The following is a 25,094-nucleotide window of genomic DNA, read 5'->3' as shown; positions in this document are numbered from 1 at the left end:
GAATGAAGCCGATGCAAGGAGCGCGCCTCAGGCCGGCACGAACGATTGCTGGATGAAACCCTGCTGGTGGCCGCGCTCCCAGGTGGGCTCTTCGCGCACCACCCAGCGCAGCGCATGCAGCTCGGTCAGCGCCTGCACCCAGCTGTCGGAGAGCGTCTCCAGGATCTCGATGCCCTGTTCGCGCGTGGCGCTGGTCGGATCGCCGATCACGCCGCTCGGGCCGAAATCGCGCGCGGTCCATGCGCAGGCGGGGCGGCCGTCGGCCGACAGCAGCTTGATCGGGAAGGGCGGCGGAAAGTTGGCCGCCGCGCGCTCCATGTGCACCGTGTCGGGCGCGAGCGCGAGCATCAGCGCGGTCTCGGAATGGCCGGCGTGCATCGACAGGCGTTTTTCCTGTTCGCTGATCTGCTTGCTCGATGCGTTCGGCAGGCGCGACACGCCGTGCGGCACGATCACGAAATCGCCGTGCCGCAGCCGCAGCTCGCGCGCCGCCATCTCCAGCACCTGCGGCTGGCCGCCGTGGCCGTTGGCGAACAGGAGCTTGCGAAAACCCGCGCGGTAGACCGACTCCCCGATCTCGGTCACGGTCGAAAGCAGCGTGGTGCCGGTCAGCGTCATCGTGCCGGGGAAATGCAGGTGCTCTTCCGACTTGCCGTAGGTGATGGTGGGCAGCGCGAAGGCGCGCACCTCGGCGGGCAGCTTCTCGAGCGCCCGGCCCATCACGCCCGAGGCGATCACGCTGTCGACCGAGCACGGCAGGTGCGGGCCGTGCTGCTCGATGGCGCCGCAGGGCAGCACGATGACGGTGTTCTCGCGGTCGGGCAGCGCGGCGATTTCGGTCCAGCTCAGGTAGGGCAGGAAGCGGTGGGGCGGGATGTAGCCGTGGAGCATGGGAATCCTTGCGTGTTCTTTGCTTACTTGGGGAAGAAGGGTGTCGCGTCGCCGTGCGTCACATGGCCGTCGCGCAGCACCACGCGGGTGGCGGTGCGCGAGGGCCAGCCGTGGCGGTCGGCCTGCGTGAAGAGCACGAGATCCGCTTTCGCACCGACCAGCGTGGGCGCCGTCGTGGCGGGCGCGCGCTGCAGCCAGTCGCCGCGGCACAGCGCCTGCGACCAGTTGTCGAAGGGGGCGTCCAGCTGCGCGACCAGCGCGGCCGTGCCCAGCGCCTCGACCGGGTCGAAGCTGCCGAGCCGGCAGAACGGGTCCTGCACGTTGTCGCTCGCGAACAGCAGTGGAATGCCGCGCTCGCGTATTTCCTTCACGAGCGTGATGCCGCGCAGCCGCGGCGTGCGGCCCGTCACCGCGTCCTGCAGCAGCAGGTTGGTCGCGGGCAGCGAGACCACGGTGATCGGCGCGCGCGCCACCGCATCGAGCGTGGCCAGGGCCTGTGCCTCGGGCTGCACCGAGAGCGCGCAGATATGGCCGCAGACCACGCGGCCTTCGAAGCCGATCTCGCGGAGGATGCGCGCGGTGGTCTGAAGGCCCACCGCCGAGGCGTTGAGTTCTTCGTCGACATGTAGGTCGATGTCGAGGTCGCAGGCCTGCGCTGCGTTCAGCAGGTTGCGCAGTGCGTTCTCGCTCCAGTTGGTCGAATGCACGAAGCCGCCGAGCAACGCATGCGGTCCCGTGGCCTTCACCTGTTTCGCGAGGCGCAGCGCCTGCGCCGCGTCTTCGAACAGCGGCAACTTGATCAGGCTCACCTGTTCCAGCCGCACCTTGCCGGCCCATTCCTCTGCGAGTTCGGCCAACACCGGCCAGGCCAGTGGCACCGCATCGGGCTCCCACCAGTCGACGTGCGTGCGCACATGCGTGGTGCCGCATTCCCAGGCCCACTGCAGGCCGCGCGCGGCGCGTTCGCGCACGTCGGCGGGGCTCCAGTGCACGCGGTCGGCGAGCATCGCGTCGATGGCGCCGAGCAGGCCCGGCTGCACATCTTTCATGCGCGGGAGCGTGAAGGCCTTGTCCAGGTGCGTGTGGGCGTCGACGAAGCCGGGCAGCACGAGGGTGCCGGCGAGGTCCCAGCTTTGGGGAGAGGGCGCGGCGTCGTCGGCGGGGCGCACCGACTGCACGCGCCCGGCGTCGAGCGCAACGCGCGCCAACACCGGAACGCCATCGCGCTGCGGCCAGTCCGTCGGCAGCAGCCAGCGCGGCAGGCGCGCGTTGTCGAGCAACACGGGCGCGTTCATGCGAAGCGCGCCATCGCTTGACCCACGCGCGCCATGAAGCGCTTGAGCTGGGGCTCGGTCGCCACGTTCATGTGGTAGTGGGCGTGGTAGTCCACCTTGGCGCGTTGGCCGGTGAGCCGCTTCATGTAGCGCGTGACGATCTTGCGCGGCGGATCGCCCATGTACCAGGCCATCCAGCGCGGCCGGCCGTAGGTGACCACGGCGCTGATGCGCTGGATGTGCGTGAGCATCGGCTTCACGTTCGCGGGATCGCTGATGTCGAAGGCGACGCCCGGCATGAAGAGCCGGTCGAAGTAGCCCTTGAGCATCGCCGGCAGTCCGAAGCACCAGGTCGGAAAGCAGAACACGATGCCCTCGGCCCACTGCAGCCGCTCGACATACGGCCGGAGCGGCAGCTGGTTGGCCGGCACGTCGTGGTAGCCGAGCCGCTCCTCGCGCGAGAGCACCGGGTCGAAGCCCTCGGCGTACAGGTCGCAGTCGTCCACCTCGTGCCCGGCGGCGCGCAGGTTCTTCAGCACTTCCTGGTGCAGGGCCGCATGGAAGCTGGTTTCGACCGGGTGGCAGTAGACGACGAGCACGCGCATGGTGTGTTTGACCGCTTAATCAGAGCAAGTGGTCAGGTTATGCAAGCGACGTGCCAGTCCGGATGCACCGGAGTGGTGATTTCTCCTTGGATTGCGCTGTCGGGCCCCGCAGGCCCGGCCGGGTCAGCCCTCGAGCGCCGGCGCGTCGCCCGCCATGCCGAGGCTCCAGAGCCTCAGCGCCACATGGATCTCCAGCGCCCGGCTCGCGTTGCCCCAGTGCCCCAGCAGTTCTTCCACGCTGGCAAGCCGCTGCCGCACCGTGTTGACGTGGATGCCCATGCGCGCAGCGGTCGTCTTCGCGTTCTGGTTGTTGTCGAAATACGCCAGCAGCGTGGCCGTGAGTTCCGAGCCGCGCTTCCTGTCATGACCCATCACGGCACCGATGGCTGCATTCAGGAAGGTGTTCAGGCTCGCCTGGTCGTGCGTCTCGAAGAGCACCGAATACAGCGCCATCTCGTTCTGCCCGACGATGTGGCCGCGCATGCCCAGGCGGCCCAGCACCGCGAGCGCGCGCCGCAGCGTCGCATACAGGGCCGGCATTTCCGCGGGCGTTCTCACCGGCCTCGACAGCACGCCCCGATAGGCATCGCCGAGCTCGCGGCTGGCGAATGCGGTGAATTGCGCCAGGACATCCTGCGCCTTCGTCGCACCGCACACGATGGCCAGCGCGCCGTCGACTTCGTCCATCACCAGGTCCGAGAGCGGTGCGCCGGTCCTGAGGCGGCGCGCCCAGAAGCCCGGCCGCGGCTGCTCCATCTCGACCACCATCAGCGAGATCGGCTGCGACAGGTCGAGGCCGAAGCGTTCGGCGCGGTCCTGCGTGAGGGCGGGTTCGTCCTGCCGCGGCGAGATGAGCGTGTGCAGCAGCGCCGAGACATCGCGGCTCTTGCTCGCCTCCACGCGCTCCTGCGAGAGCAGCACGACGCCGATGACGCTCGAGCTCCGTTCGAAGGTGCGCACCGAGATGTCCCGCAGGTCCTCGTGCCGGAAGAGCAGCACCGCGCCGAGCACGTCGTTGCCGCCGATCACCGCGATCGCGCGGCAAAGCTCGCCGCCGCGTGTGTAGGCGACCGCCGAGCGGCCGGCCTGGCGGCTCTCGCGCAGCGCCTGCGCCAGCGCGGCGCTGTGCTCGTCGTGCGGCGCATAGGCATCGGCCGCCGTGCCGGTGTAGCCCGGTGCGGTGGCGCGGCCGATCACCTCGCTGGCTTCGTCGAGCACCAGCACGCTGCCATTCAGAAGCTGCGCGACCGACTCGCACAGCGCGCCGAGCGACGCGCCCTTCGCGAGCAGCGAGGTGAGTTGCTCGTGCGCCTCGGCCGCCTCCTGCACATCGCGCGCATGCCGCTCGAGTTCGGCGCGCGCGAGGTCCGCGTTGTCCAGCGCCGTCTTCGCTTCCGCAAAAGCCTTGGCGTTGTTGATGGCGACGGCCGCGTGCGTGGCGAGCGTGCAGAGGATCGACACGTTCAGCGCCGTGTGCGTGCGGTGGTAGCGGTCGGCCACGAAGAGCAGGCCGATCACGTTGTCGTCGCACATGAGCGGCGCGCCGACCAGCGCGGCGACGCCTTCGTCCCTGAAGGTGTCGTCCAGCGCGGGGTCGTGCGCGAAGCGGTTGTCGTGCAGGTAGTCGGGCGTGAAGAAGGGCAGGCGCGTGGACATCACGATACCCGCCACGCCCAGGTTTCTGCCGGCGGTCATCTTGCCGGTGCGGTCGGAGATGGCGCCGTCGGCCACGACCACCTGGAACTCGCCGCTCGCCGTGTCGTAGATCGTGAGCCAGCACAGGTGCGCGCCCATCAGCTTGCGCGCGCGGCTCACGATGGCTTTCAGCAGGCCCGTGAGATCGAGGCGGCTCGAGAGGTCCTGCGCGGATTCGATCACCGCGAGCATGCCGCGTTCGCGCTGCTCGTGCAGTTCGAGCCGGTTGCGCAGCGCCATGGCCATGCGCACCAGTTCCACCAAGCCGGGCTTGCGCTGCAGCGCATCGGGCAGTGACTCGACATGCGCGAGGCAGGCGGCGAACTCTTCCGCGGATGCGTTCCGGTGCAGGAGGCCGATGAGCTCGGGTGCGATCTCTTCGCCTGTCTGGCCCAGCGACGGGCCGTTCGTTCGCTTTCGTTCGTGGGGCGGTGCCGGCATAGGGCGCGAAGGCTAGCAGAACGACGCGCGCATGGGCATGGGCCCAAGCCCTAGTTCGCGTGGGTGCGCGCCGCATGCGCCATGGATCACATCGCACGGGCGTCGGATGTGTGTCTGCCGCACATAGGTTTCGGCAAGGGGCTTCCGGACACTTGCCGTGCCGAACCGTTCACACGAGACATCACGACACATCCCATGAGCATCATCGATTCACTGCGGCCCGCGCCCGGCCTGCGCGTGCTGGTCACCGCGGGCGGCTCCGGCATCGGCGCGGCCGTTGCCCGCGCCTTCCGCGAAACCGGCGCGCGCGTGCATGTGTGCGACATCGACCGCGGCGCCCTCGACCGCCTGGCCGTCGAGGCGCCCGAGATCACCTCGAGCATGGCGGATGCCTCGGTGCCCGACGACGTCGACCTCGTCTTCGACGATGTGCAGGGCGCGCTCGGCGGGCTCGACGTTCTGGTCAGCAACGTCGGCATTGCCGGGCCGACCGGCGCGATCCAGGACCTGAGCCGCGGCGACTGGGAACGCACGGTGGCCGTCAACCTCAACAGCCAGTTCTATTTCGCCCAGCGTGCCGTGCCCTTGCTCCGGCAGTCCGCGCAGAACCCGTGCCTCATTGCGATGAGCTCGGTCGCGGGCCGGCTCGGCTATGCGTTTCGCACGCCGTATGCCGCCACCAAGTGGGCCATCGTGGGCCTCATGAAATCGCTGGCGATCGAGCTCGGCCCGCACGGCGTGCGCGTCAACGCGATCCTTCCGGGCACGGTGGAAGGCGAGCGCATGAACAGCGTGATCGGCGCGCGCGCGGCGACCGCGGGCGTGTCGGTGGAGGCGATGCGCGCGCAGTACCTGCAGAAGATCTCGCTGCGCCGCATGGTCACGCTGGACGACGTGGCGGCCATGGCGCTTTTTCTCTCTTCGCCCGCGGCGCGCAACCTGACCGGCCAGGCGATCAGCGTCGACGGGAACATGGAATACCTCTGAGCGCTCCGGGCGCGACCGCTGCATCCCCTTTCGATTTCCTTTTCATAAAAAGCATGGAGACATCAATGCACAAGTTCAACGCACTCGCCTTCGCCCTCGTTCCCGCGGTGGGTCTTCTTTGCGGCGCCGCATCGACGGCATCGGCCGCACCGGTCAAGATCGGCGTGCTCGAAACGCTCTCGGGTCCGCAGGCCTCGTCGGGCCAGGCGTATCGCGCGGCCGTTCGCTACGCCATCGACCAGATCAACGCCGCGGGCGGCTGGAACGGCGAGCCGGTGCAGCTTCTGGAGTACGACAACCAGGGCGGCCCCGCTGGCGCGGCCGACAAGCTCAAGGCTGCCGCGGCGGACGGCGTGCAGCTCATCGTGCAGGGCGCCTCGTCGGCCATCGGCGGGCAGATCACCGAAGACATCCGCAAGTACAACCTGCGCAATCCCGGCAAGGAGATGGTCTACCTCAATGTCGGCGCCGAAGCGCTGGAGCTCACCGGCGAGAAGTGCAACTTCCACCACTTCCGCTTCGGCGGCGATCCGCAGGTGCGCACCAAGGCGCTTGTGAGCGCGATGAAGCAGGCCAATGCGCTGGGCACCAAGGTCTATTCGATCAACCAGAACTACTCCTGGGGCCAGGACATGGAGAAGGCCATCGCCGACAACGCGGCGGCGGGCGGCTACCAGGTGGTCGAGAAGACGCTGCACGACGTCAACAAGGTGCAGGACTTCGCGCCCTACGTCGCGAAGATCGCTGCGTCGAAGGCCGACTCGGTGCTCACGGGCAACTGGTCGAACGACCTGCTGCTGCTGATGAAGGCCTCGAAGTCGGCGGGCCTGAAGGCACGCTTCGGCACGGTCTACCTCGACCAGCCGGGCAACCTCGCCAATGCCGGCGACCTGGCCGTCGGCCACTTCGTCGTGCAGACCTTCAACCCCGAGGCGGGCGGTGCCGAAGGCGAGCGCTTCGTCAACGACTACAAGGCCAAGACCGGCCACGTGCCGGTGTTCATCGAGCCGCAGACCGTCTTCGGCATGGCCATGGTGGCCGATGCATTGAAGCGCACCAAGCCCGAAGGCGGCGCGCTCAACGTGAACGCGTTCGCGAAGGCGCTGGAGGCCACCACCATCAAGACGCCGATGGGCGACATGAGCATGCGCGCCGCCGACCACCAGGCGCAGCTGCCGATGGTGGTGTCCACCGTCACCAAGGATGCGAAGTTCAAGGTGGATGACACCGACATGGGCTTCAAGCCGGTCAAGCGCTTCACCGCGCAGGAAGCATCGACGCCCGCGCAGGCCAGCTGCGCCATGAAGCGGCCCGGCTGAGCCTGCGCTTCCCGCTGAACTTTCAACACGCCGGCGGGACGCGAGCGTCCCGCGTGGCGCAGCTTTGGCTGCTGAAGAAAACCTATGGACCAGATCATCGTTTCCCTCATGAACGGCGTCATCTACGGCTTGCTGCTGTTCATGGTGTCGGCCGGGCTCACGCTCATCTTCGGAATGATGGGCGTGCTCAATTTCGCGCACGCCTCGTTCTACATGCTCGGGGCGTACTTCGCGTACACGCTGCAGGGCGCCATCGGCTTCTGGCTCGCGCTCCTTGTCTCGCCGGTGCTCGTGGGACTGGTGGGTGTGGTGGTCGAGCGCTTCTTCCTGCGGCGGGTGCACCACCACGGGCATGCGCATGAGCTGCTCCTGACCTTCGGCCTCTCGTTCATCGTTGCCGAATCGATCAAGCTCTTCTTCGGCAACTACCCGGTCGACTACCGGATTCCCGCGGCGCTCGATGTGTCGGCCTTCACGGTCGGCGGCTCGCAGTACCCGGTGTACCGCCTCCTGATGGGCGGCGTCGCCATCGCGATGTTCGTGGTCATCTACCTGCTGCTGACGCGCACGCGCGTGGGCATCGTGGTGCGCTCGGCCATCTACAAGCCGCGCATGGCGGAGGCGCTGGGGCACAACGTGCCGCTGGTCTTCATGGGTGTCTTCGGCGTGGGCGCTGCGCTCGCGGGCCTGGCGGGCGCGGTGGCCGGCGCGTTCTACACGACGAACCCCAACATGGCGCTCGAACTCGGCGTGATGGTGTTCGTGGTGGTCGTGGTCGGTGGGCTGGGCTCGCTCGGCGGGGCGATGCTGGCTTCGCTGCTGATCGGCGTCGTCACCTCGCTGGCCGTCGGCGTGGACCGCAGCCTCGCCGACCTGTTTGCGCTCTTCGGCGCAGGCGAATGGGCCACGAGCGTGGGCGGCCTGATGACGCTGAAGATCTCCAGCCTGTCCGCGACCATTCCCTTCGCGCTGATGCTGCTGATCCTGCTCGTGCGGCCCAGCGGCCTCATGGGCGAGAAGGCGTGACGCGATGAAGACGGCGCTTCTCCTCGTCCTCGCGGGCGTCGCGGCGCTCGCCGCGCTGCCTTTCCTGCTGTCGCAGGGGCTGCTGAACGCGGCCATCCAGATGCTCATCGCCGCGCTGTTCGCGAGCGCCTACAACCTGCTGTGCGGGCAGGCGGGCATGCTGTCCTTCGGGCACGCTGCCTATTTCGGTGTCGGCGCGTTCGGCACCGTGCATGCGATGAACGCCATCGGCGGCGCGGGCCTCCTGCCCACGCCCCTGATGCCGCTCGCGGGCGCCGCCTGCGGCCTGGTCTTCGGCGGCATCGCCGGCTGGTTCGCGACCAAGCGCACCGGCACCTACTTCGCGATGATCACGCTAGCCATCGCCGAGCTGGTGCACTCGCTCGCGCCACACCTCAAGGGCCTCTTCGGCGGCGAGGCCGGCGTGTCCACCATGCGCATGCCGGCATGGGGCCTCGATTTCGGATCGACCACGCAGGTGTACTACCTCACGCTCGCGTGGGTGCTGCTGTCGGTGTTGCTGCTGTACCTGTTCACGCGCACGCCCATGGGCCGTCTCGCCTACGGCCTCCGCGAAAACAGCCACCGGCTGCGCTTCCTCGGCTACAACGTGCACGGCCTGGGCATGCTGGTGTTCGCGATCTCGGCGATGTTCTCGGGCATCGCGGGCGGCCTGCAGGTGGTGTCGAACGAATCGGCGAACTACGTGGTGTTCGATCCGGCGCTTTCGGCCGCCGTCGTTCTCAACACATACATCGGCGGCGTGAAGGTGTTCCTCGGTCCCGCGTTCGGCGCGGCGCTCATGACCTTCTTCGGCTACGCCGTCTCCGACCTCACGCAGTCGTGGCTGCTCTACCAGGGAATCCTGTTCGTGCTCGTGATGATGTTCATGCCCTCGGGGCTCGCCGGTCTCATCGGCACCACCGGGCGACTGCGCCAAAGCATCGGCATCGCGCGCCTCGTGCCACTGGTGCTGCTGTCCATCGCCGCGGCGGTGCTGCTGAGCATGGGCGGCGCGTTCGCGGTCGAGATGCTGCAGCGCATCTTCTCGCAGGACTACCGCGCAATGGCCAAGCTCGCCGCGGGCGGCGCTTGGCCGCCGGTCACGCTGCTCGCGCGCGCCTGGTCGCCGACGGCAGTGGCGACGTGGGCGGTGCCGGTGGTGCTCATCGGTGCGGGCGCTTTGCTCGCGTGGGTCGGGCAGCGGCACCTCAAGCAGGCCACCGAGCGCGCGGGAGGTGCCGCATGAGCGATCCGATCCTCAGCATCCGCGGGCTGCGCAAGTCCTTCGGCCCAACGGAAATCATGCGCGGCGTGGACCTCGACCTGCTCGGCACCGAAAGGCACGCGCTCATCGGCCCGAACGGCGCGGGCAAGTCCACGCTCTTCCATCTCATCTCGGGGCACCTCGCGCCGAGCGCCGGCACGGTCCATTTCGACGGGCATTCCATCGGCGGCCGCACGCCGCAGGCGATCAACCGGCTGGGCCTGGCGCGCTCGTTCCAGATCACCAACATCTTTCCGAAGCTCAGCGTGTTCGAGAACATCCGCCTCGCCGTGATGCGTCCGCACGGGCTCGCGTATGCGTTCTGGAAATTCATCGATAGCGACCGGCGCGTCCGCGAAGAAACGTACCGCTTGCTGGAACTGGTGCGGCTGACAAGCCGGGCGGGCGCCATCGCCGGCGAGATGGCGTACTCCGAGCAGCGTTCGCTCGAGATCGCGATGACGCTCGCCTCCGACCCGAAGGTGATCCTCCTGGACGAGCCGATGGCTGGAATGTCGAACGAGGAAACGCACTACACCGCCGAGCTGATCCTCGAAGTGACCAAAGGGCGCGCGCTGATGCTCGTGGAGCACGACATGGACGTGGTGTTCTCGCTCAGCGACCGCATCAGCGTGCTGGTCTACGGCCAAGTGATCGCGACCGGCACGCCCGACGAGATCCGCGCCAACGCGAGCGTGAAGGAAGCCTACCTGGGCGAGGAGGTGGCCGCATGAGCGCCGCCGCCGAAACCCTGCTGCACGTCGAAGACCTGCACGCCCACTACGGCAAGAGCCACATCCTGCATGGCGTGAACCTGCAGGTCGCGCGCAACGAAGTCGTGAGCCTGCTCGGCCGCAACGGCTCAGGGCGCTCGACCACGATGAAGGCCGTGATGGGGCTGGTCACGCCGACCTCCGGCCACATCCGGCTGCAGGGCCGCGAACTCGCGGGCGCAAGGCCCTACGCCATCTGCCGCGCCGGCATCGGCTACGTGCCCGAAGAGCGCGAGGTGTTCGCCAACCTCACGGTCGACGAGAACCTGCGCATGGGCGAGCAGACGCCCGTGCCCGGCGCGCACCGCTGGCGCATCGAGGAGATGTTCGACTACTTCCCGCGCCTCAAGGAGCGCCGCAACACCAAGGCCGGCAGCATGTCCGGCGGCGAGCAGCAGATGCTCACGATGTGCCGCTCGCTGCTGGGCAATCCGCTGGTGCTGCTGATCGACGAACCCACCGAGGGCCTTGCGCCCAAGATCGTCGCGCAGGTCGCCGAATGCATCCGCGACATGCACCGCAAGGGCGTCTCGGTCGTGCTGGTCGAGCAGAAGCTGGCCATTGCGCTGAAGGTCTCCACGCGCGTGTGCGTGATGGGACACGGGCGCATCGTCTTCGAGGGCACGCCGCAGGAGCTGGCGGCCGACGAGAAGCTCGTGGCCGAGTGGCTCGCGGTCTGACGCCTTTCTCTTTTTCCATTCACCGCTGCGAATCCCGACATGGCAACCACAACCACCCAAGACAAGGTCATCATTTCCTGCGCGGTCACCGGCTCGGTCCACACGCCGACGATGTCCGAGCACCTGGCGCTCACGCCCGACCAGATCGCCGAGCAGGCCATCGAGGCCGCGGAGGCCGGCGCCGCCATCCTGCACCTGCATGCGCGCGATCCGAAGGACGGCCGGCCCTCGGCCGACCCGAAGATCTTCGATGCGTTCGTGCCCCGCATCCGCGATGCCACCGACGCGGTCATCAACATCACGACCGGCGGCAGCACGCGCATGACGCTCGAGGAGCGGCTGGCTTATCCACTGCAGGCCAAGCCCGAGATGTGCTCGCTGAACATGGGCTCGATGAACTTCTCGATCCACCCGGCCGCGCGGCGCATCGCCGAGTGGAAGCACGAGTGGGAGAAGCCGTACGTCGAAGGCATGGAGGACTTGATCTTTCGCAACACCTTCCGCGACATCAAGCACATCCTGAAAGTGCTGGGCGATGACTGCGGCACGCGCTTCGAGTTCGAGTGCTACGACGTAGGCCATCTCTACAACCTCGCGCACTTCGTGGACGAGGGACTCATCACGGGGCCGCTCTTCATCCAGAGCATCTACGGCATCCTGGGCGGCCTCGGGCCGGACCCGGAGAACCTCGTGGTGATGCGCACCACCGCCGACCGCCTCTTCGGGCGCGACGGCTACCGCTTCTCGATCCTCGGCGCGGGCCGCCACCAGATGCCGCTGTTGACCATGGGCGCGGTGATGGGCGGCAATGTGCGCGTGGGTCTGGAGGACAGCCTCTACCTCGCCAAGGGGCAGCTCGCGAAGTCGTGCGCCGAGCAGGTGAGAAAGATCCGCCGGATCCTCGAAGAGCTCTCGCTCGAGATCGCCACCCCCGACGAGGCGCGCGCCATGCTGGGCCTGAAGGGCCGCGACGCGGTCGCGTTCTGAACGCCCGGGCGAAACAAGCCATTCATATCAATCAGGAGTAGCAATGAAGAAGTTCTTGGACGGCCGCGTGGCCATCGTCACCGGGGCCGGCAGCGGCCTGGGCAAGGCGCATGCGCTGGCGCTCGCCCGGCATGGCGCGCGTGTCGTGGTCAACGACGTGGCGGGCCGGCACGAAGGCTCGCCGGGGCGCGCAGTCGCCGACGAGATCGTGCGGGCCGGCGGCTTGGCCATCGCCGACGGCGGCGACGTCACCGATTTCGCGCAGATGGAGCAGATGGCCGCGCGCGCCATCGGCGAATGGGGCCGCATCGACATCCTCGTGAACAACGCGGGCGTGCTGCGCGACAAGACCTTCTCGAAGATGTCGCTCGACGATTTCCGGCGCGTGATGGACGTGCACCTGATGGGCACCGTCCACTGCGTGAAGGCGGTGTGGGAGCACATGCGCGAGCGCCGCTACGGGCGCATCGTGATGACGACCTCTTCATCGGGCCTGTACGGCAACTTCGGCCAGTCGAACTACAGCGCCGCGAAGATGGCGCTCGTGGGCCTCATGCAGACGCTCGCGCTCGAAGGCGCGAAGCAGAACATTCGCGTGAACTGCCTCGCGCCCACGGCGGCGACGGCCATGACCGAAGGCGTGCTGCCGCCCGAAGCGCTGGCCCGGCTCGCGCCGGACAACGTGAGCCCGGGGCTCGTCGCACTCGTCGGCGAGGACGCGCCGACACGCACCATCCTGCTCGCGGGCGCCGGCAGCTTCGAGAGCGCGAACATCACGATGACGCAGGGCATCTTCATCGGCGACGCGGAAGACCCGGTGGCGCACATCCGTTCGCGCATGGACGAGATCCTCGACCGCCAGGACGAGCGCGTGCCCGGCACGGGGTTCGAGCAATACCAGCTGGAGCTTTCCAAGGCCGGCATCGAGATGGCGCTGCCCGGCGCGTAACCCGAACAAAGCGCGCGGCGAGGGTTTTCACTGCATGGGGGCACCACATCGGATGTGCCCCGCCGATGTCGGGTTCGCACATTGGATTCGAGAGGGGCGCGCGCGAGACTTTGTCGGGCCTCGAAAGAAGGCCGTGTACGCAACTCACAAAGGCATCGGAGACAGACCCATGAAATCCAGCAACAGAGACCTGGCCCTGATGGCCGCAGCCTGCCTCGCAGCGACGGCCATGCTCGCCGGCTGCGGTGGGGGCGGCAGTGGCGGCGGCGGCTTCCCGTTCGTGACCCTGCCCCCGGCCGCGCCACCGCCCGCGTCGCCGCCACCGGCTTCTCCGCCGCCGCCTTCGCAGCCTGCGGCGCTCACCTGCGACCAGCTGCAGGGCATGGCCGTTGCCGCATCGGCCATCGGCCTGCCCACCTCCGGCGCCACCGTCACGTCCGTCAAGACCGTGGCCGCGAGCGGAAGCGGCGCGGCCGCCGTGCCCGAGTACTGCGAGGTCGCGGGCAAGATCGCGCCGGTCGATCCGGCTGCGCCCAACATCCTCTTCCAGTTGGCGCTGCCCACGCGCTGGAACCAGAAGGTCGTCATGTTCGGCGGCGGCGGGTTCAACGGCACGATCCCGAACGTGAAGGGCAATGTGCCCAACGGCCCCGTCGACCAGCCCACGCCGCTCGGCCGCGGCTACGCCACCTTCGCGAGCGACTCGGGCCACCAGGCCAACGCACTCGGTTCGCAGGACGGCTCCTTCGGCCTGAACGACGAGGCCGTGCGCAACTTCGGCGGCGACGTGCTCAAGAAGGTGCACGACGTGGCGCTGTCGCTGGTGAAGGCACGCTACGCCGCGAGCCCGGTGAAGGCGTATTTCGCGGGCGGCTCGACCGGCGGGCGCGAAGCGCTGACGGCCATCCAGCGCTGGCCCGCGGACTGGGACGGCGCGATCGCGTGGTACCCGGCGTGGAACGATGCAGCGGCGCTGCTGGCCGGGCACCGCATGAGCCGCGCGCTCGCACAGCCGGGCGCCTACCCCAACGTGCCCAAGCGCGAGGTGCTCTACAAGGCCGCGATGGAGGCGTGCGATGCGCTCGACGGCGCCACCGACGGCCTCATCAGCAACCAGAACCTCTGCAACGCGCGCTTCGATCCGTCGACGGCCACGCTGGCGGGCGTTCCGGTGCGCTGCGCGGGCGGCGCCGACACCGGCAACACCTGCCTCTCGGATGCGCAGATCGCGGCACTGAAGACGATCGACACGCCGACCAACTTCAACTACCTGCTCGCGAGCGGGGAGACGCAGTACCCGGGCTACAACGTGTGGGGTGCGGACCTGGGCATCACCACCTGGACTTCGCCGCTCGAGCCTGTGGTGACCTTCCTGGCGTTCGGCACCTCGCAGCCGGGGCGGCCGATGCCGGCGACCGCGCCCTATGTCAGCGTGCTGACCGATCAGTGGATCAAGTACTCGGTGACGCGCGATCCGCTCTACGACTCGCTCTCGCTCGATCCGGAGAACGCCGGCCCGTGGGCCAACCGCATCAGCGCGCTGAGCACGCAACTGGATGTCAGCACCGACATCTCGGCGTTCAAGGCGCGCGGCGGCAAGCTGCTGCTGGCCCACGGCCTGGCCGACGTGCTGGTGAGCACGCGCGCCACCGAGCAGTACTACCAGCGGCTGCAGTCGCGGCTGGGGCTTGCGGAGGTCGATTCCTTCGTTCGGTACTACGAGGTCGCGGGCCTCGGCCATGCGGTGAGCAGCGTCTTCAATGCGACCTGGGATTCGCTCACGGCGCTGGAGCAATGGGCCGAGAAGGGCGCAGCCCCCGCAGGGCAGGTGACGACCGACACGGCGGGCGTCCCCGGCCGCACCCGGCCGCTGTGCGACTACCCGAAGTGGCCGCAGTACAAGGGGGCCGGCGACGTGAACCTCGCGGCCTCCTTCCGCTGCGCCGACTGAGGCACCGGCGCGGGCCGGCTCAGGGCTTGCGGGGCGCGGGCAGCAGCCGCACGGCCAGCGCCGCGGCCGCCGTGCCGGTCGCCAGCCAGGTCACGCCGGCCCAGCCCCATTGCGCTAGGGAAAGGGCACCGAGCGCCGAGCCCGCCGCCATGCCGATGAACATGCTGGTGAACAGCACCGCGTTCAGCCGGCTGCGCGCGCCGGGCTCGATGCTGTAGACGATGGTCTGGTGCGCGATCAGCGTGGCCTGCATGCCGAGGTCGAAGCCGACGGCCGCCAGCGCCAGCAGCCAGAGCTGCGCATGCGGCGTCATCAGCGGCGCGAGGCCCATCGCGGCGAACGACACCACGGCCAGCCCGGCGCCCAGGCGCGTCACCAACTGAGGCCCGCGCCGGTCGGCGAGGCGCCCGGCCAGCGGCGCCGCGAGCGCACCCGCCGCGCCGGCCAGGCCGAAGGCGCCGGCCGCGGCGCTCCCGAGGTGGAAGGGCGCGCCGTGCAGCATCACCGCCAGCGTCGACCAGAACGCGCTGAAGCCCACCGCCAGCAGCGCCTGCGCCAATGCGGCGCGGCGCAGCGCGCCATGGCGCGACCACAGCGTGCCCAGCGAACCGAGCAGCGCGCCGTAGGCCAGGTGCGTGGTCGCCCGGAAGCGCGGGAGCCCGCGCCAGGCGGCCGCGCCGATGAGCGCGATGCTGGCCGCCGCCGCGATGAACATCGCGCGCCAGCCGAAATGCTCGGCCACGAAGCCGCTCACCACCCGCGACAGCAGGATGCCCAGCAGCAGCCCCGTCATCACCGTGCCGACGGTCTTGCCGCGCGAGGCTTCGGGTGCCAGCGCTGCTGCGGCGGGCACGATGTCCTGCGCCATCGTCGCCGCGAGGCCGATGGCGAGGCTCGCCGCGAGCAGCACCCCGATCGACGGTGCGGCGCCGGCCACCAGCAACGCGGCGCAGAGCGCGGCGGCCTTGATCAGCACGATGCGGCGGCGGTCGAAGCGGTCGCCCAGCGGCGCCAGCAGCAAGATGCCGAGCGCGTAGCCCAGTTGCGTCAGCGTGGGAATGAAGCCGACCGCGCGGGGGGAGGCGCCGATGTCGGCGCCCAGCACGCCGAGCATCGGCTGCGCGTAGTAGAGCGACGCCACCGACAGGCCGGCGCCGGTGGCCAGCAGCAGGACCAGCGAGGTCGGCAGCGCATGACCGTCTGTTGCGGTGCCTGCGGGGGCATGCATTGATTGAATGGAAGACATGGTGATAACCCTTGGTTTTCTGGCTAGGGCTGAAATGTGCTCCTCTCAGGAGTGACTTGGTAGCCCCGCGAGTCGCACAATGTCTATACGAGACGCGCATAAAGAGCCAGGAAATGCCCCATTCACCCCCCGCCGCCGACCGCATCGAGCTGATGCAGACCTTCATCCACATCGTCGAAGCCGGCAGCCTCTCGGCCGCCGCACTGCGGATGGACGCGACCCAGCCCACCGTGAGCCGCCGGCTGCAGGCGCTGGAGCGCTCGCTGGGCGTGCGGCTGCTGCGCCGCTCCACGCACGCCATGAAGCTCACCGAGGACGGCGAGCGCTGCTACGAGCGCGCCAAGGAGCTGATCGCCAACTGGCGCGCCTTCGAGGCGGACCTGCGCGGCGTGGGCGACGAGCCCGAGGGCACGCTGCGCGTGGTGGCGCCGCATGCGCTGGGGCAGCGGCTGCTGGTCGGGCCGCTGGCCGATTACCTGCGCGCCTATCCGCGGGTGTCCGTCGAATGGCTGCTGCACGACCGCCGGCCCGACTTCATCGCCGAGGGCGTCGATTGCGCGATCCAGGTCGGCGAGGTGACCGACACCATGGCCGTGGCCATCAAGCTCTCGGAGGTGCCGCGCGTGGTGGTCGCCGCGCCGTCGGTGCTGGAAGGGCGCAAGCCGCCCACGCACGCGTCGGAGCTGGCCGAGCTGCCGTGGCTCGCGCTGCGCACCTTCTATCGCAACGAGGTGCAGCTCACGCACCGGCCGAGCGGCGAGATCGCGCGGGTGCCGATCCGACCCTGCCTGAGCACCGACAGCCTCTATGCGCTGCACAGCGCGGCGGCCATGGGGCTGGGCGCCTGCATCGGCTCGGCCTGGCTCATGAACGACGACATCGCCGCCGGTCGGCTGGTGCAGCTCGTGCCGCAGTGGCATGCGGCGCCGCTGCCGGTGTACCTGACCTATTCGCCCGCGCGCTTCCAGCCTGCGCGGCTGCGGCGCTTCATCGAGATGGTGCGGCTCGCGATGGCCGACCCGACGGGCCGCGCCTGGGAGGTCAAGGCGTCGTCGTCTTGATGCCGCAGCCGCCCAGCACGAAGGCCACCAGCTCGCGCGCGATCGGTTCGCGGTCGATGGGCGCGTCGGGCGGCAGGCCGAGCATCACGCGCGTCTGGATCGCGTAATCGGCATAGCTCTGGGTCATGGCCCAGATGTGCATGAGGAGGATGCGCGCATCGAGCGGGCGCATCTGCCCGCGCGCGATCCAGCCGTTGATGATGTCCACCTTCTTCTGCGTCCAAGCCCGGGCGTTGGGCCAGTAGCGGTCGAGGTTGCGGCCGCCGTCGAGGATCTCGCGGGTGAAGATGCGCGACATCTCGGGGCTGTCGATGGCGTGGTCGAGTTTCTTGCGGATGTAGTCGCCCAGCACGGTGGCCGGGTCGCTCGCATCCTCGAACGAGAACACCACCTTCCAGGCGTGCAGCACCTGCATCAGCAGCTCTTCGTAGAGCTCTTCCTTGCCGGCGATGTAGTAGTGCAGTTGGGGCTTGGTGAGGCCGGCCCGCGCGGCAATCGCCTGCGTCGAGGTGCCCTTGAGGCCATGCAGGCTGAACTCGGCGACCGCCGCGGTGCGGATGGCGGCCATGATGCGCTCGCGCCCCGGGCGTGCGCGCGACAGCGGGCCCTCGGGGGCGGGCATTTCCTGGGCGGTGGAGGAGGGCAGGGCGGCGGTGTCGGAGGTCATGCTGGAGATGATGGCGGCGGGGCGCCCGGGCGATGGTAATCCCATGGCGCATGGCCGCATGCCGTGCCGGCATGGCGGTGGAGCGCAGGCGGGCATGGTTCATGTATCTTCCTCGCCGCTTCCAGAATTTCACCTCAGACCAAGGAGTCTTCCATGTACCTTTCCCCCCGTTTCCGGGCCTTCGCCGCGGGCGCCGCCCTGCTTGCCGCCAGCGCCATCGCGCAGGCCCAGCAGGCGCTGCCCAACGTGGTGATCCTCGCCACCGGCGGCACCATCGCCGGTGCCGGCGCCTCGGCCGTCAACAGCGCCACCTACGCGGCCGCCAAGGTCGGCGTCGACAAGCTCATCGCCGGCCTGCCCGAGCTCTCGAAGGTCGCCAACGTGCGCGGCGAGCAGGTGTTCCAGGTCGCATCGGAAAGCCTCACCAACGACAACCTGCTGACGCTCGCCAAGCGCGTCTCGGCGCTCTCGAAGCAGTCGGACGTCGACGGCATCGTCATCACCCACGGCACCGACACGCTGGAAGAAACCGCCTACTTCCTCACGCTCACCGTGCACACCAACAAGCCGATCGTCGTGGTCGGTTCGATGCGTCCCGGCACGGCCCTCTCGGCCGACGGCGCGCTCAACCTGTACGACGCGGTCAACGTGGCGGGCAGCAAGGACGCCGTGGGCAAGGGCGTGCTGGTGACGATGGGCGACAACATCGACAGCGGCCGCGACGTGAGCAAGAACGTCAACATCAAGACCAGCGCGTTCTCCAGCCAGTGGGGTCCGCTCGGCATGATCGTCGAGGGCAAGAACTACTGGTTCCGTGCACCGGTCAAGCGCCACACCATGAACTCGGAGTTCGACATCGACAGCATCAACGCGCTGCCGCCGGTCGAGATCGCGATGGGCTACGAAGGCGTGTCGTCGGTGGCCATCGACGCGATTGCCAAGAGCGGCGCCAAGGCGCTGATCCATGGCGGCACGGGCAACGGCTCGGTGGCCGACCGCATCGTTCCGAACCTGCAGAAGGCGCGCACCGACGGCGTGATCGTGATCCGCAGCTCGCGCGTGCCCGACGGCTTCGTGATCCGCAACGCCGAGCAGCCCGACGACAAGTACGACTGGGTGGTGGCGCACGACCTGCGCCCGCAGAAGGCGCGCATCCTGGCGATGGTGGCTCTCACGAAGACCAACAACACCAAGGAACTGCAGCGGATCTTCTGGGAATATTGATCTCCCCCAGGCTTGCTCGCTTCGCGTAGCCTCCCACCCCCTTCCGGGGGCAACACCTGCGGCCCGGCAAAGCCGGTTCCGCGGTGTTTCTGGCGAAGACGCCGAAGCGATGCTCAGGCCTGCGCGCGTCGCCCTTTGCGGTGCCGCGCGTATTCGAGGCTGCTCACGCACACGAGCAGCCAGGCGAAGCCGGTCAAAAGGCCGGCCGCCACATCGCTCGCAAAGTGCACCTGCAGGAAGATGCGGCTGCACGCGATGGTCAGGATGGCGCCCACGGCTGCCATGGCCGCCGGCACATGCCAGCGCGCCGGCAGCGTGCGCAGCGCCAGGTACAGCAGCATTCCGTAACTCACGATCGCGCCCGCGCTGTGTCCGCTCGGGAAGCTGTAGCTCGTCTCGAACGCCAGCCCGTGGTCATGCACCGGCCGGGCCCGCTCGAAGATGTGCTTGAGCGCAGGGTTCAGCACCACGATGCCGCCGAGCGCCAGCACCCAGCCGAGTGCAAGGCCGCGGTGCGCATGGCGCCACAGCACGGCGGCGACCACGAGGCACACCGGCGCGAGAAACGCGAAGTCGCCCAGATGCGTAAGCCAGCTGAATGCGACCAGGGCCGTCCACGGCACGTGGGTGCCGATGGCGTCGGCCAGCGCCTGGTCGGCCCGGCCCATCGAATGGCCGTCCGAGAGGTTCGAGGCGATCCAGGCGAACACGCTCGCGGCCGCGAGGATCAGCAGGAAACCCGCCGCGAGCCCGATCGCGATGCGCGGTTCGCTCGGCTCCTCGGCATCGCGGGCCCTGAAATGGCGGCGCTGAAGCGTCCAGCAGACGGCACCGGCGCCGAGCACGGACGCAATCCAGATCGAGAGAAACCAGCCAAGCGCATGGGCGCCGAGTTGCTGGGCGAGGAGAACGAGAGGCGGGGTCAGTGAGGAGGCTTCCAGTGGCATGCGGCAGGACCCTAAGGGGGCGCCGTGCCGCTGGCAAGAGAAAGCGGGAATACTTTGGCGCACTCGAAGGCTTTGCCGGCGGCCGCGTAGTCCCAGCGTTCGACGCGGCAGGCGCGCGTGTCGCCCGACATGGCGAGGCGCACCACGTTCACCGAATTCGCAAAGCCGGCGCGCACGCGATGCGACACCGCGGTGCCCGCCTGCACGGCGAACGCGGTGCGCTTGCAGCCCGAGAACGCGTCGTGCAGCGAGCGCACGTAGGGCAGGTGGATGTGGCCGCCCAGGATCAGGTCGACGCCCGCCTCGGACCAGCGCGCGACCGCCCGCTCGCGGCCGTGCAGCCGGTTCGACAGGTCTTCCTCGCGCGTGACCATCACCGGCTGGTGCGTCACCACCACGCGCAATTGGGAAGGCGATGCGGCCGCAAGGCGCTGGGCCACCCGCTCGACCTGCGCGGGCGACACCACGCCGTCCGAATGCCTGTACCAGCGCGTGGTGTTCACGGTGACGACGAGCCAGTCTTCCGATTCGAATGCCGGCTCCAGGTCGTCGCCGAAGGCTTCCCTGTACCGGCCGTAGGGCGAGAAGCAGCGCGCGGCGAGCTGGAACAGCGGGATGTCGTGATTGCCCGGAACGACGAGCTTCGCGGGCGCCGCGAGCCGGTCGACGAAGGCGCGCGCCGCCGCGAACTGCACGCGCGTGGCGCGCTGCGTGATGTCGCCCGACATCACCACCACCTGCGGCGCCAGCGCCTCGGCGAACCGCTCGAGCGCGCGCAGCACCTCCGGCTGCTCGGTGCCGAAATGCGGATCGGAAATCTGCAGCAGGCAAGCGCTCATTGCTTGGCCGCTTCCAGCTCGGGCGCGACGTCGGGCCGCACCAGCCAGAGCGGCTCGGGCGACACGCGGAACAGCAAGGGCATGTCGGTCCAGGCGATTTCGCCGTCCGTCGCCACCTTCACGCGGCGCGGCGCGCGCAGGGGGCCGGCCTTCACCGTCATCGATTCGAAGGGAAAGCTCAGCACCTGGTCGGCGCGGCCGAGCCGTCCCATTGCGCCGCGCACCAGCAGCCCGGGCATCGCGAGCACCCCGACCGGCTTGAGCGCGATGGCGGCCAACTGCCCCTGCTCGGGCGCATCGGCATGCTCGATGCCCACCTGCAGCAGTTGCAACGGGTTGTTGCCCACGAAAAGCGTCGGCGTGCGGATGTCCTTTTCCTGCCCGCGCCAGGCCATGCGCAGGTTCCAGTGCCGGTGGCGGCCGCGCATCACCGTCAAGAGGCCCGCGAAGAAGGCGATCCAGCGGCTGCGGCCGTAGCGCGCCTTGTAGGTCTCGCGCTCTTCCAGCAGCTCGGCGTACAGGCCCATGCTGGCGTTCACCAGGAAGACCCGGTCGTTGACCAGCCCGACCTGCACGGCGCGCGGCTGCTCGGCCAGCAGGATCTTCAGCGCCTCTGCCGTGTCGCGCGGAATGCCGTGGGTGCGGCTGAAGTAGTTGAAGGTGCCCTGCGGCAGCACGCCGAAGGCGCAGCCGCTGCCGAGCGTGGCCTGCGCCACCGCGTTGATGGTGCCGTCGCCGCCCGCGGCCACCACCACGCCGCCCACGGCGCGGGCGCGTTCCACGGCTTCGCGCGCCAGTGCCTGCAACCGGCCGGGGCCGTCGACCAGGAAGATGCGGTGCTTGCGGTCGGCCGCGGCAAGGCCTTCCTCGATGACCTGGCGGGCCTCGGCGGTGCTCTCGCTGCCGGAGCTGGCGTTGAGCACGATGAAGAACGGGGCATTCGGGCCGATGTGGGGCGGTTGCATGTCTGTGGGAATGGGGAAAGGCGGGCCCCGAAGGGCCGTGTGAAGGGCTGCCGCGTGCGGCCGGCCGGTGGTTGTCGCATGACGTGCCGGGTCGTGCGAGCGGCCGGCATCCCGCCCGGCTGTGGGAGAGTTGCCCTCCGCCCGTAAAATCGTCCGCTTTCGCGGCGCATCGCCGCGCTACCGTCCAAATGTCCGGCTCGTGCCGGCCAGCTTCATGTTGAACTTCCAGCAAATCATTCTCAAACTGCAGTCGTACTGGGCCGACCAGGGCTGCGCACTGCTGCAGCCGTACGACATGGAGGTCGGCGCGGGCACCTCGCACACCGCCACCTTCCTCCGGGCCCTCGGCCCAGAACCCTGGAAGGCCGCCTACGTGCAGCCCAGCCGCCGCCCCAAGGACGGCCGCTACGGCGAGAACCCCAATCGCCTGCAGCACTACTACCAGTACCAGGTCGTGCTGAAGCCCGCGCCCGCCAACATCCTGGAGCTCTACCTCGGTTCGCTGGAAGCCCTGGGCTTCGACCTGAAGAAGAACGACATCCGCTTCGTCGAGGACGACTGGGAGAACCCCACGCTCGGCGCCTGGGGCCTGGGCTGGGAGGTCTGGCTCAACGGCATGGAAGTGACCCAGTTCACCTACTTCCAGCAGGTCGGCGGCATCGATTGCAAGCCGATCACCGGCGAGATCACCTACGGCCTCGAGCGCCTGGCCATGTATCTGCAGGGCGTGGACAACGTCTACAACCTGACCTGGACCGAGGGCCTGAGCTACGGCGACGTCTACAAGCAGAACGAGGTCGAGCAGTCGACCTACAACTTCGAGCACAGCGACGCCGAGTTCCTCTTCACCGCCTTCAACGCGCACGAGAAGCAGGCCAAGCACCTCATGACCGAGCAGCTCGCGCTGCCGGCCTACGAGCAGGTGCTGAAAGCTGCGCACAGCTTCAACCTGCTCGACGCGCGCGGTGCGATCAGCGTGACCGAGCGCGCGGCCTACATCGGCCGCATCCGCAACCTCGCGCGCAGCGTGGCGCAGAGCTATTACGACAGCCGCGAGCGACTGGGCTTCCCGATGGCGCCGCGCGAATGGGTCGCGCAGATTCCCCCGAAGAAAGCCGCCTGAGCGATGACGACGACTCCCATGAACAACAAGAACTCCCTGCTGGTCGAACTGTTTGTCGAAGAGCTGCCGCCCAAGGCCCTCAAGAAGCTCGGCGACGCCTTCGCGGGTGTGCTGCGCGACCAGCTCGTGGCTCAGGGCCTGGCCGAAGCCGGCTCGGTGCTGATCGCGTATGCCTCGCCGCGCCGCCTGGCCGCGCACCTCACGCACGTGGCCGAGCGCGCCGCCGACAAGGCCGTCTCGCAAAAGCTAATGCCCGTGGCCGTGGGGCTCGATGCCTCGGGTCAGCCGACGCCCGCGCTGCTCAAGCGCCTGGGCGCGCTCGGCGCCGACGCCTCGGCCGTGCCCGGCTTGAAGCGCGCGATGGACGGCAAGGCCGAAGCGCTCTTCTACGAAAGCACCGCCAAGGGCGCGACGCTGGCCGAGGGCCTGCAGAAGGCGCTGGCCGAAGCGATTGCCAAGCTGCCGATTCCCAAGGTGATGAGCTACCAGCTTGAAAGCGGCTGCGAGCTGCCGGGCTGGAGCAGTGTGAGCTTTGTGCGCCCCGCGCACGGCCTCGTGGCATTGCATGGCGATGCCGTGGTGCCCATCGAGGCGTTGGGCCTCAAAGCCGGCCGCGAGACGCATGGCCACCGCTTCGAGGCGGCGGTCGATCCGGTCGTGCTGCGCGATGCCAACAGCTACGCGCTGCAGCTGCAGGACGATGGCGCGGTCATCGCGAGCTTCGAGGCGCGCCGCGCCGAAATCGCGCGCCAGCTCGCGGCGGCCGCGGTCAAGGTCGGCGGCGGCTCGGTGCCGATCCACGACGACGCGCTGCTCGACGAAGTGACCGCGCTGGTCGAACGCCCCAACGTGCTGGTCTGCAGCTTCGAGCGCGAGTTCCTCGAAGTGCCGCAGGAATGCCTCATCCTCACGATGAAGGCCAACCAGAAGTACTTTCCGCTGCTCGACGCGTCGAGCAAGCTGACCAACAAGTTCCTGGTCGTCAGCAACATCAGCCCCGACGACGCGAGCGCGGTCATCGAAGGCAATGAGCGCGTCGTGCGCCCGCGCCTGGCCGACGCCAAGTTCTTCTTCGACCAGGACCGCAAGAAATCGCTGGCCTCGCGCGTCGAGTCGCTGGGCAAGGTGGTCTATCACAACAAGCTCGGCACGCAGGGCGAACGCGTGCAGCGCGTAATGCACATCGCACGCGGCATCGCCGAGAAGCTGGGCGATGCGAAGGTCGCCGCACAGGCCACGCAGGCCGCCCAACTGGCCAAGGCCGATCTCGTGACCGACATGGTCGGCGAGTTCCCCGAGCTGCAAGGCACGATGGGCCGCTACTACGCGCTGCACGACGGCCTCGACGCCGCGGTGGCCGATGCGATCGAAGACCACTACAAGCCGCGCTTCGCCGGCGACGAACTGCCGCGCAACAGCGTCGGCCTCGTGGTCGCGCTGGCCGACAAGCTCGAAACGCTGGTCGGCATGTTCGGCATCGGCAACCTGCCCACCGGCGACCGCGACCCGTTCGCGCTGCGCCGCCACGCGCTGGGCGTGATCCGCATGCTGATCGAGAAAGACCTTGCGTTGGGGCTCGACACCCTGCTGCAGGACGCTGCCGCACAGTTCAAGGACATCGCCGGTTTCGACAGCAGCAAGGCCACCGTCGAGCTGCGCGACTTCATTCTCGACCGCCTCGCCGGCAGCCTGCGCGAGCAGGGCGCGAGCGCCCAGGAAGTCGACGCCGTGCTGGCCCCGCTGCCGCAGCGCCTGGGCGAAGTGCCCAAGCTGCTGGCTGCCGTGCGCGCCTTCGCCGCACTGCCCGCCGCTGCCGCATTGGCCGCTGCCAACAAGCGCATCGGCAACATCCTGAAGAAGGCGCCCGAAGCCGACGCGCACGTCAGCGAACTGCTGCTGCAGGAGCCCGCCGAGAAGGCGCTGCATGCCGCGATGGCCGAGGTCGTGCCCGCCGCCAACGTGCAGTTCGAAGCCGGCGACTACACCGGTTCGCTGCAGACACTGGCCGCGCTGCGCGAGCCGGTCGATGCCTTCTTCGACGGCGTGATGGTCAATGCCGAGCAGGCCGACCTGCGCCTGAACCGGCTGGGCTTGCTGATGTCGCTGCACACCGCGATGAACCGCGTCGCGCAGCTCGAGCGGCTGGCTGTCTGAGGATCGTCGTTCGATAATTGCGC

At 68.8% G+C, this 25,094-nt stretch carries 22 protein-coding genes; 13 read left to right on the top strand and 9 right to left on the bottom strand.

Annotated elements, in window-relative coordinates; all coding sequences use genetic code 11:
- Positions 1-27: 27 nt before the first annotated feature.
- From VARPA_RS27000 to VARPA_RS26985, 4 genes are all read right to left on the bottom strand, one after another.
- Positions 28-891 carry a creatininase family protein gene (locus tag VARPA_RS27000; protein ID WP_013543771.1) on the bottom strand — a complete coding sequence of 288 codons (864 nt, stop codon included), beginning with the start codon at positions 889-891 and terminating at the stop codon, positions 28-30.
- Between the two features lie 23 nt (positions 892-914).
- On the bottom strand, positions 915-2,186 hold the full coding sequence (locus VARPA_RS26995; RefSeq protein WP_013543770.1) for an amidohydrolase family protein: 1,272 nt from the start codon (positions 2,184-2,186) through the stop codon (positions 915-917).
- Complete coding sequence (locus tag VARPA_RS26990; RefSeq protein ID WP_013543769.1) at positions 2,183-2,770, bottom strand: NAD(P)H-dependent oxidoreductase; 588 nt, start codon at positions 2,768-2,770, stop codon at positions 2,183-2,185. The genes VARPA_RS26995 and VARPA_RS26990 overlap by 4 nt, the downstream gene beginning before the upstream one ends.
- Before the next feature lie 123 nt (positions 2,771-2,893).
- Entirely contained in the window at positions 2,894-4,906 is a 2,013-nt protein-coding gene (locus VARPA_RS26985; RefSeq protein ID WP_013543768.1) for a helix-turn-helix domain-containing protein, read from the bottom strand.
- Between the two features lie 195 nt (positions 4,907-5,101).
- Between VARPA_RS26985 and VARPA_RS26980 the strand changes: the two genes are divergently transcribed.
- From VARPA_RS26980 to VARPA_RS26940, 9 genes are all read left to right on the top strand, one after another.
- Positions 5,102-5,893, top strand: coding sequence for an SDR family oxidoreductase (locus tag VARPA_RS26980; protein WP_013543767.1), 792 nt, complete (start codon positions 5,102-5,104; stop codon positions 5,891-5,893).
- A gap of 65 nt (positions 5,894-5,958) precedes the next feature.
- Positions 5,959-7,212 carry a branched-chain amino acid ABC transporter substrate-binding protein gene (locus VARPA_RS26975; protein ID WP_013543766.1) on the top strand — a complete coding sequence of 418 codons (1,254 nt, stop codon included), beginning with the start codon at positions 5,959-5,961 and terminating at the stop codon, positions 7,210-7,212.
- Positions 7,213-7,296: 84 nt separating this feature from the next.
- Complete coding sequence (locus VARPA_RS26970) at positions 7,297-8,238, top strand: branched-chain amino acid ABC transporter permease (protein ID WP_013543765.1); 942 nt, start codon at positions 7,297-7,299, stop codon at positions 8,236-8,238.
- Positions 8,239-8,242: 4 nt separating this feature from the next.
- Entirely contained in the window at positions 8,243-9,487 is a 1,245-nt protein-coding gene (locus VARPA_RS26965; protein ID WP_013543764.1) for a branched-chain amino acid ABC transporter permease, read from the top strand.
- Positions 9,484-10,239 carry an ABC transporter ATP-binding protein gene (locus tag VARPA_RS26960; RefSeq protein WP_013543763.1) on the top strand — a complete coding sequence of 252 codons (756 nt, stop codon included), beginning with the start codon at positions 9,484-9,486 and terminating at the stop codon, positions 10,237-10,239. Before VARPA_RS26965 ends, VARPA_RS26960 begins: the two co-directional genes overlap by 4 nt.
- Positions 10,236-10,958, top strand: coding sequence for an ABC transporter ATP-binding protein (locus tag VARPA_RS26955; RefSeq protein WP_013543762.1), 723 nt, complete (start codon positions 10,236-10,238; stop codon positions 10,956-10,958). The genes VARPA_RS26960 and VARPA_RS26955 overlap by 4 nt, the downstream gene beginning before the upstream one ends.
- A gap of 39 nt (positions 10,959-10,997) precedes the next feature.
- Complete coding sequence (locus VARPA_RS26950; protein ID WP_013543761.1) at positions 10,998-11,945, top strand: 3-keto-5-aminohexanoate cleavage protein; 948 nt, start codon at positions 10,998-11,000, stop codon at positions 11,943-11,945.
- Positions 11,946-11,988: 43 nt separating this feature from the next.
- Positions 11,989-12,894 carry an SDR family NAD(P)-dependent oxidoreductase gene (locus VARPA_RS26945; protein ID WP_013543760.1) on the top strand — a complete coding sequence of 302 codons (906 nt, stop codon included), beginning with the start codon at positions 11,989-11,991 and terminating at the stop codon, positions 12,892-12,894.
- A 169-nt stretch (positions 12,895-13,063) separates the two neighbouring features.
- Positions 13,064-14,845, top strand: a complete 1,782-nt coding sequence (locus VARPA_RS26940) for a tannase/feruloyl esterase family alpha/beta hydrolase (RefSeq protein WP_013543759.1) — start codon at positions 13,064-13,066, stop codon at positions 14,843-14,845.
- Positions 14,846-14,864: 19 nt separating this feature from the next.
- Here the strand turns inward: VARPA_RS26940 and VARPA_RS26935 are convergent, their stop codons facing one another.
- On the bottom strand, positions 14,865-16,091 hold the full coding sequence (locus VARPA_RS26935) for an MFS transporter (RefSeq protein WP_013543758.1): 1,227 nt from the start codon (positions 16,089-16,091) through the stop codon (positions 14,865-14,867).
- A 113-nt stretch (positions 16,092-16,204) separates the two neighbouring features.
- Here VARPA_RS26935 and VARPA_RS26930 point away from each other — a divergent pair, with 113 nt between their 5' ends.
- Positions 16,205-17,152, top strand: a complete 948-nt coding sequence (locus tag VARPA_RS26930; protein WP_013543757.1) for a LysR family transcriptional regulator — start codon at positions 16,205-16,207, stop codon at positions 17,150-17,152.
- Here VARPA_RS26930 and VARPA_RS26925 read toward each other — a convergent pair.
- A complete protein-coding gene (locus VARPA_RS26925) occupies positions 17,133-17,819 on the bottom strand; it encodes a TetR family transcriptional regulator C-terminal domain-containing protein (RefSeq protein ID WP_234974863.1) in 687 nt (228 codons plus the stop codon). The genes VARPA_RS26930 and VARPA_RS26925 overlap by 20 nt on opposite strands.
- Positions 17,820-17,972: 153 nt before the next feature.
- On the opposite strand from VARPA_RS26925, the gene VARPA_RS26920 reads away from it, so the two are divergent.
- Positions 17,973-19,043 (top strand): asparaginase, encoded by a 1,071-nt coding sequence (locus VARPA_RS26920; protein WP_013543755.1) that lies wholly within the window; start codon positions 17,973-17,975, stop codon positions 19,041-19,043.
- 113 nt (positions 19,044-19,156) lie between these two features.
- On the opposite strand, the gene VARPA_RS26915 is transcribed toward VARPA_RS26920, so the two are convergent.
- Genes VARPA_RS26915 through VARPA_RS26905 form a run of 3 tightly spaced genes read right to left on the bottom strand, consistent with a single transcriptional unit; the run spans position 19,157 to position 21,794 of the window.
- On the bottom strand, positions 19,157-19,990 hold the full coding sequence (locus VARPA_RS26915) for a phosphatase PAP2 family protein (RefSeq protein WP_013543754.1): 834 nt from the start codon (positions 19,988-19,990) through the stop codon (positions 19,157-19,159).
- Positions 19,991-20,001: 11 nt separating this feature from the next.
- On the bottom strand, positions 20,002-20,829 hold the full coding sequence (locus VARPA_RS26910) for a metallophosphoesterase family protein (RefSeq protein WP_013543753.1): 828 nt from the start codon (positions 20,827-20,829) through the stop codon (positions 20,002-20,004).
- The gene (locus tag VARPA_RS26905) at positions 20,826-21,794 is read right to left on the bottom strand and encodes a diacylglycerol/lipid kinase family protein (RefSeq protein ID WP_013543752.1); all 969 of its coding nucleotides are present in this window, start codon (positions 21,792-21,794) and stop codon (positions 20,826-20,828) included. The genes VARPA_RS26910 and VARPA_RS26905 overlap by 4 nt, the downstream gene beginning before the upstream one ends.
- 214 nt (positions 21,795-22,008) lie before the next feature.
- Between VARPA_RS26905 and glyQ the strand changes: the two genes are divergently transcribed.
- Both glyQ and glyS read left to right on the top strand, forming a co-directional pair.
- The gene (gene glyQ, locus VARPA_RS26900; protein ID WP_013543751.1) at positions 22,009-22,917 is read left to right on the top strand and encodes a glycine--tRNA ligase subunit alpha; all 909 of its coding nucleotides are present in this window, start codon (positions 22,009-22,011) and stop codon (positions 22,915-22,917) included.
- 18 nt (positions 22,918-22,935) lie between these two features.
- Positions 22,936-25,071 (top strand): glycine--tRNA ligase subunit beta, encoded by a 2,136-nt coding sequence (glyS, locus tag VARPA_RS26895; RefSeq protein ID WP_013543750.1) that lies wholly within the window; start codon positions 22,936-22,938, stop codon positions 25,069-25,071.
- Positions 25,072-25,094 lie beyond the last annotated feature (23 nt).

The organism is Variovorax paradoxus EPS, assembly GCF_000184745.1.
GTDB lineage: Bacteria > Pseudomonadota > Gammaproteobacteria > Burkholderiales > Burkholderiaceae_C > Variovorax > Variovorax paradoxus_C.
Note: the sequence above shows the minus strand (reverse complement) of the source record. Positions and strands in the feature narration are given on the sequence as shown.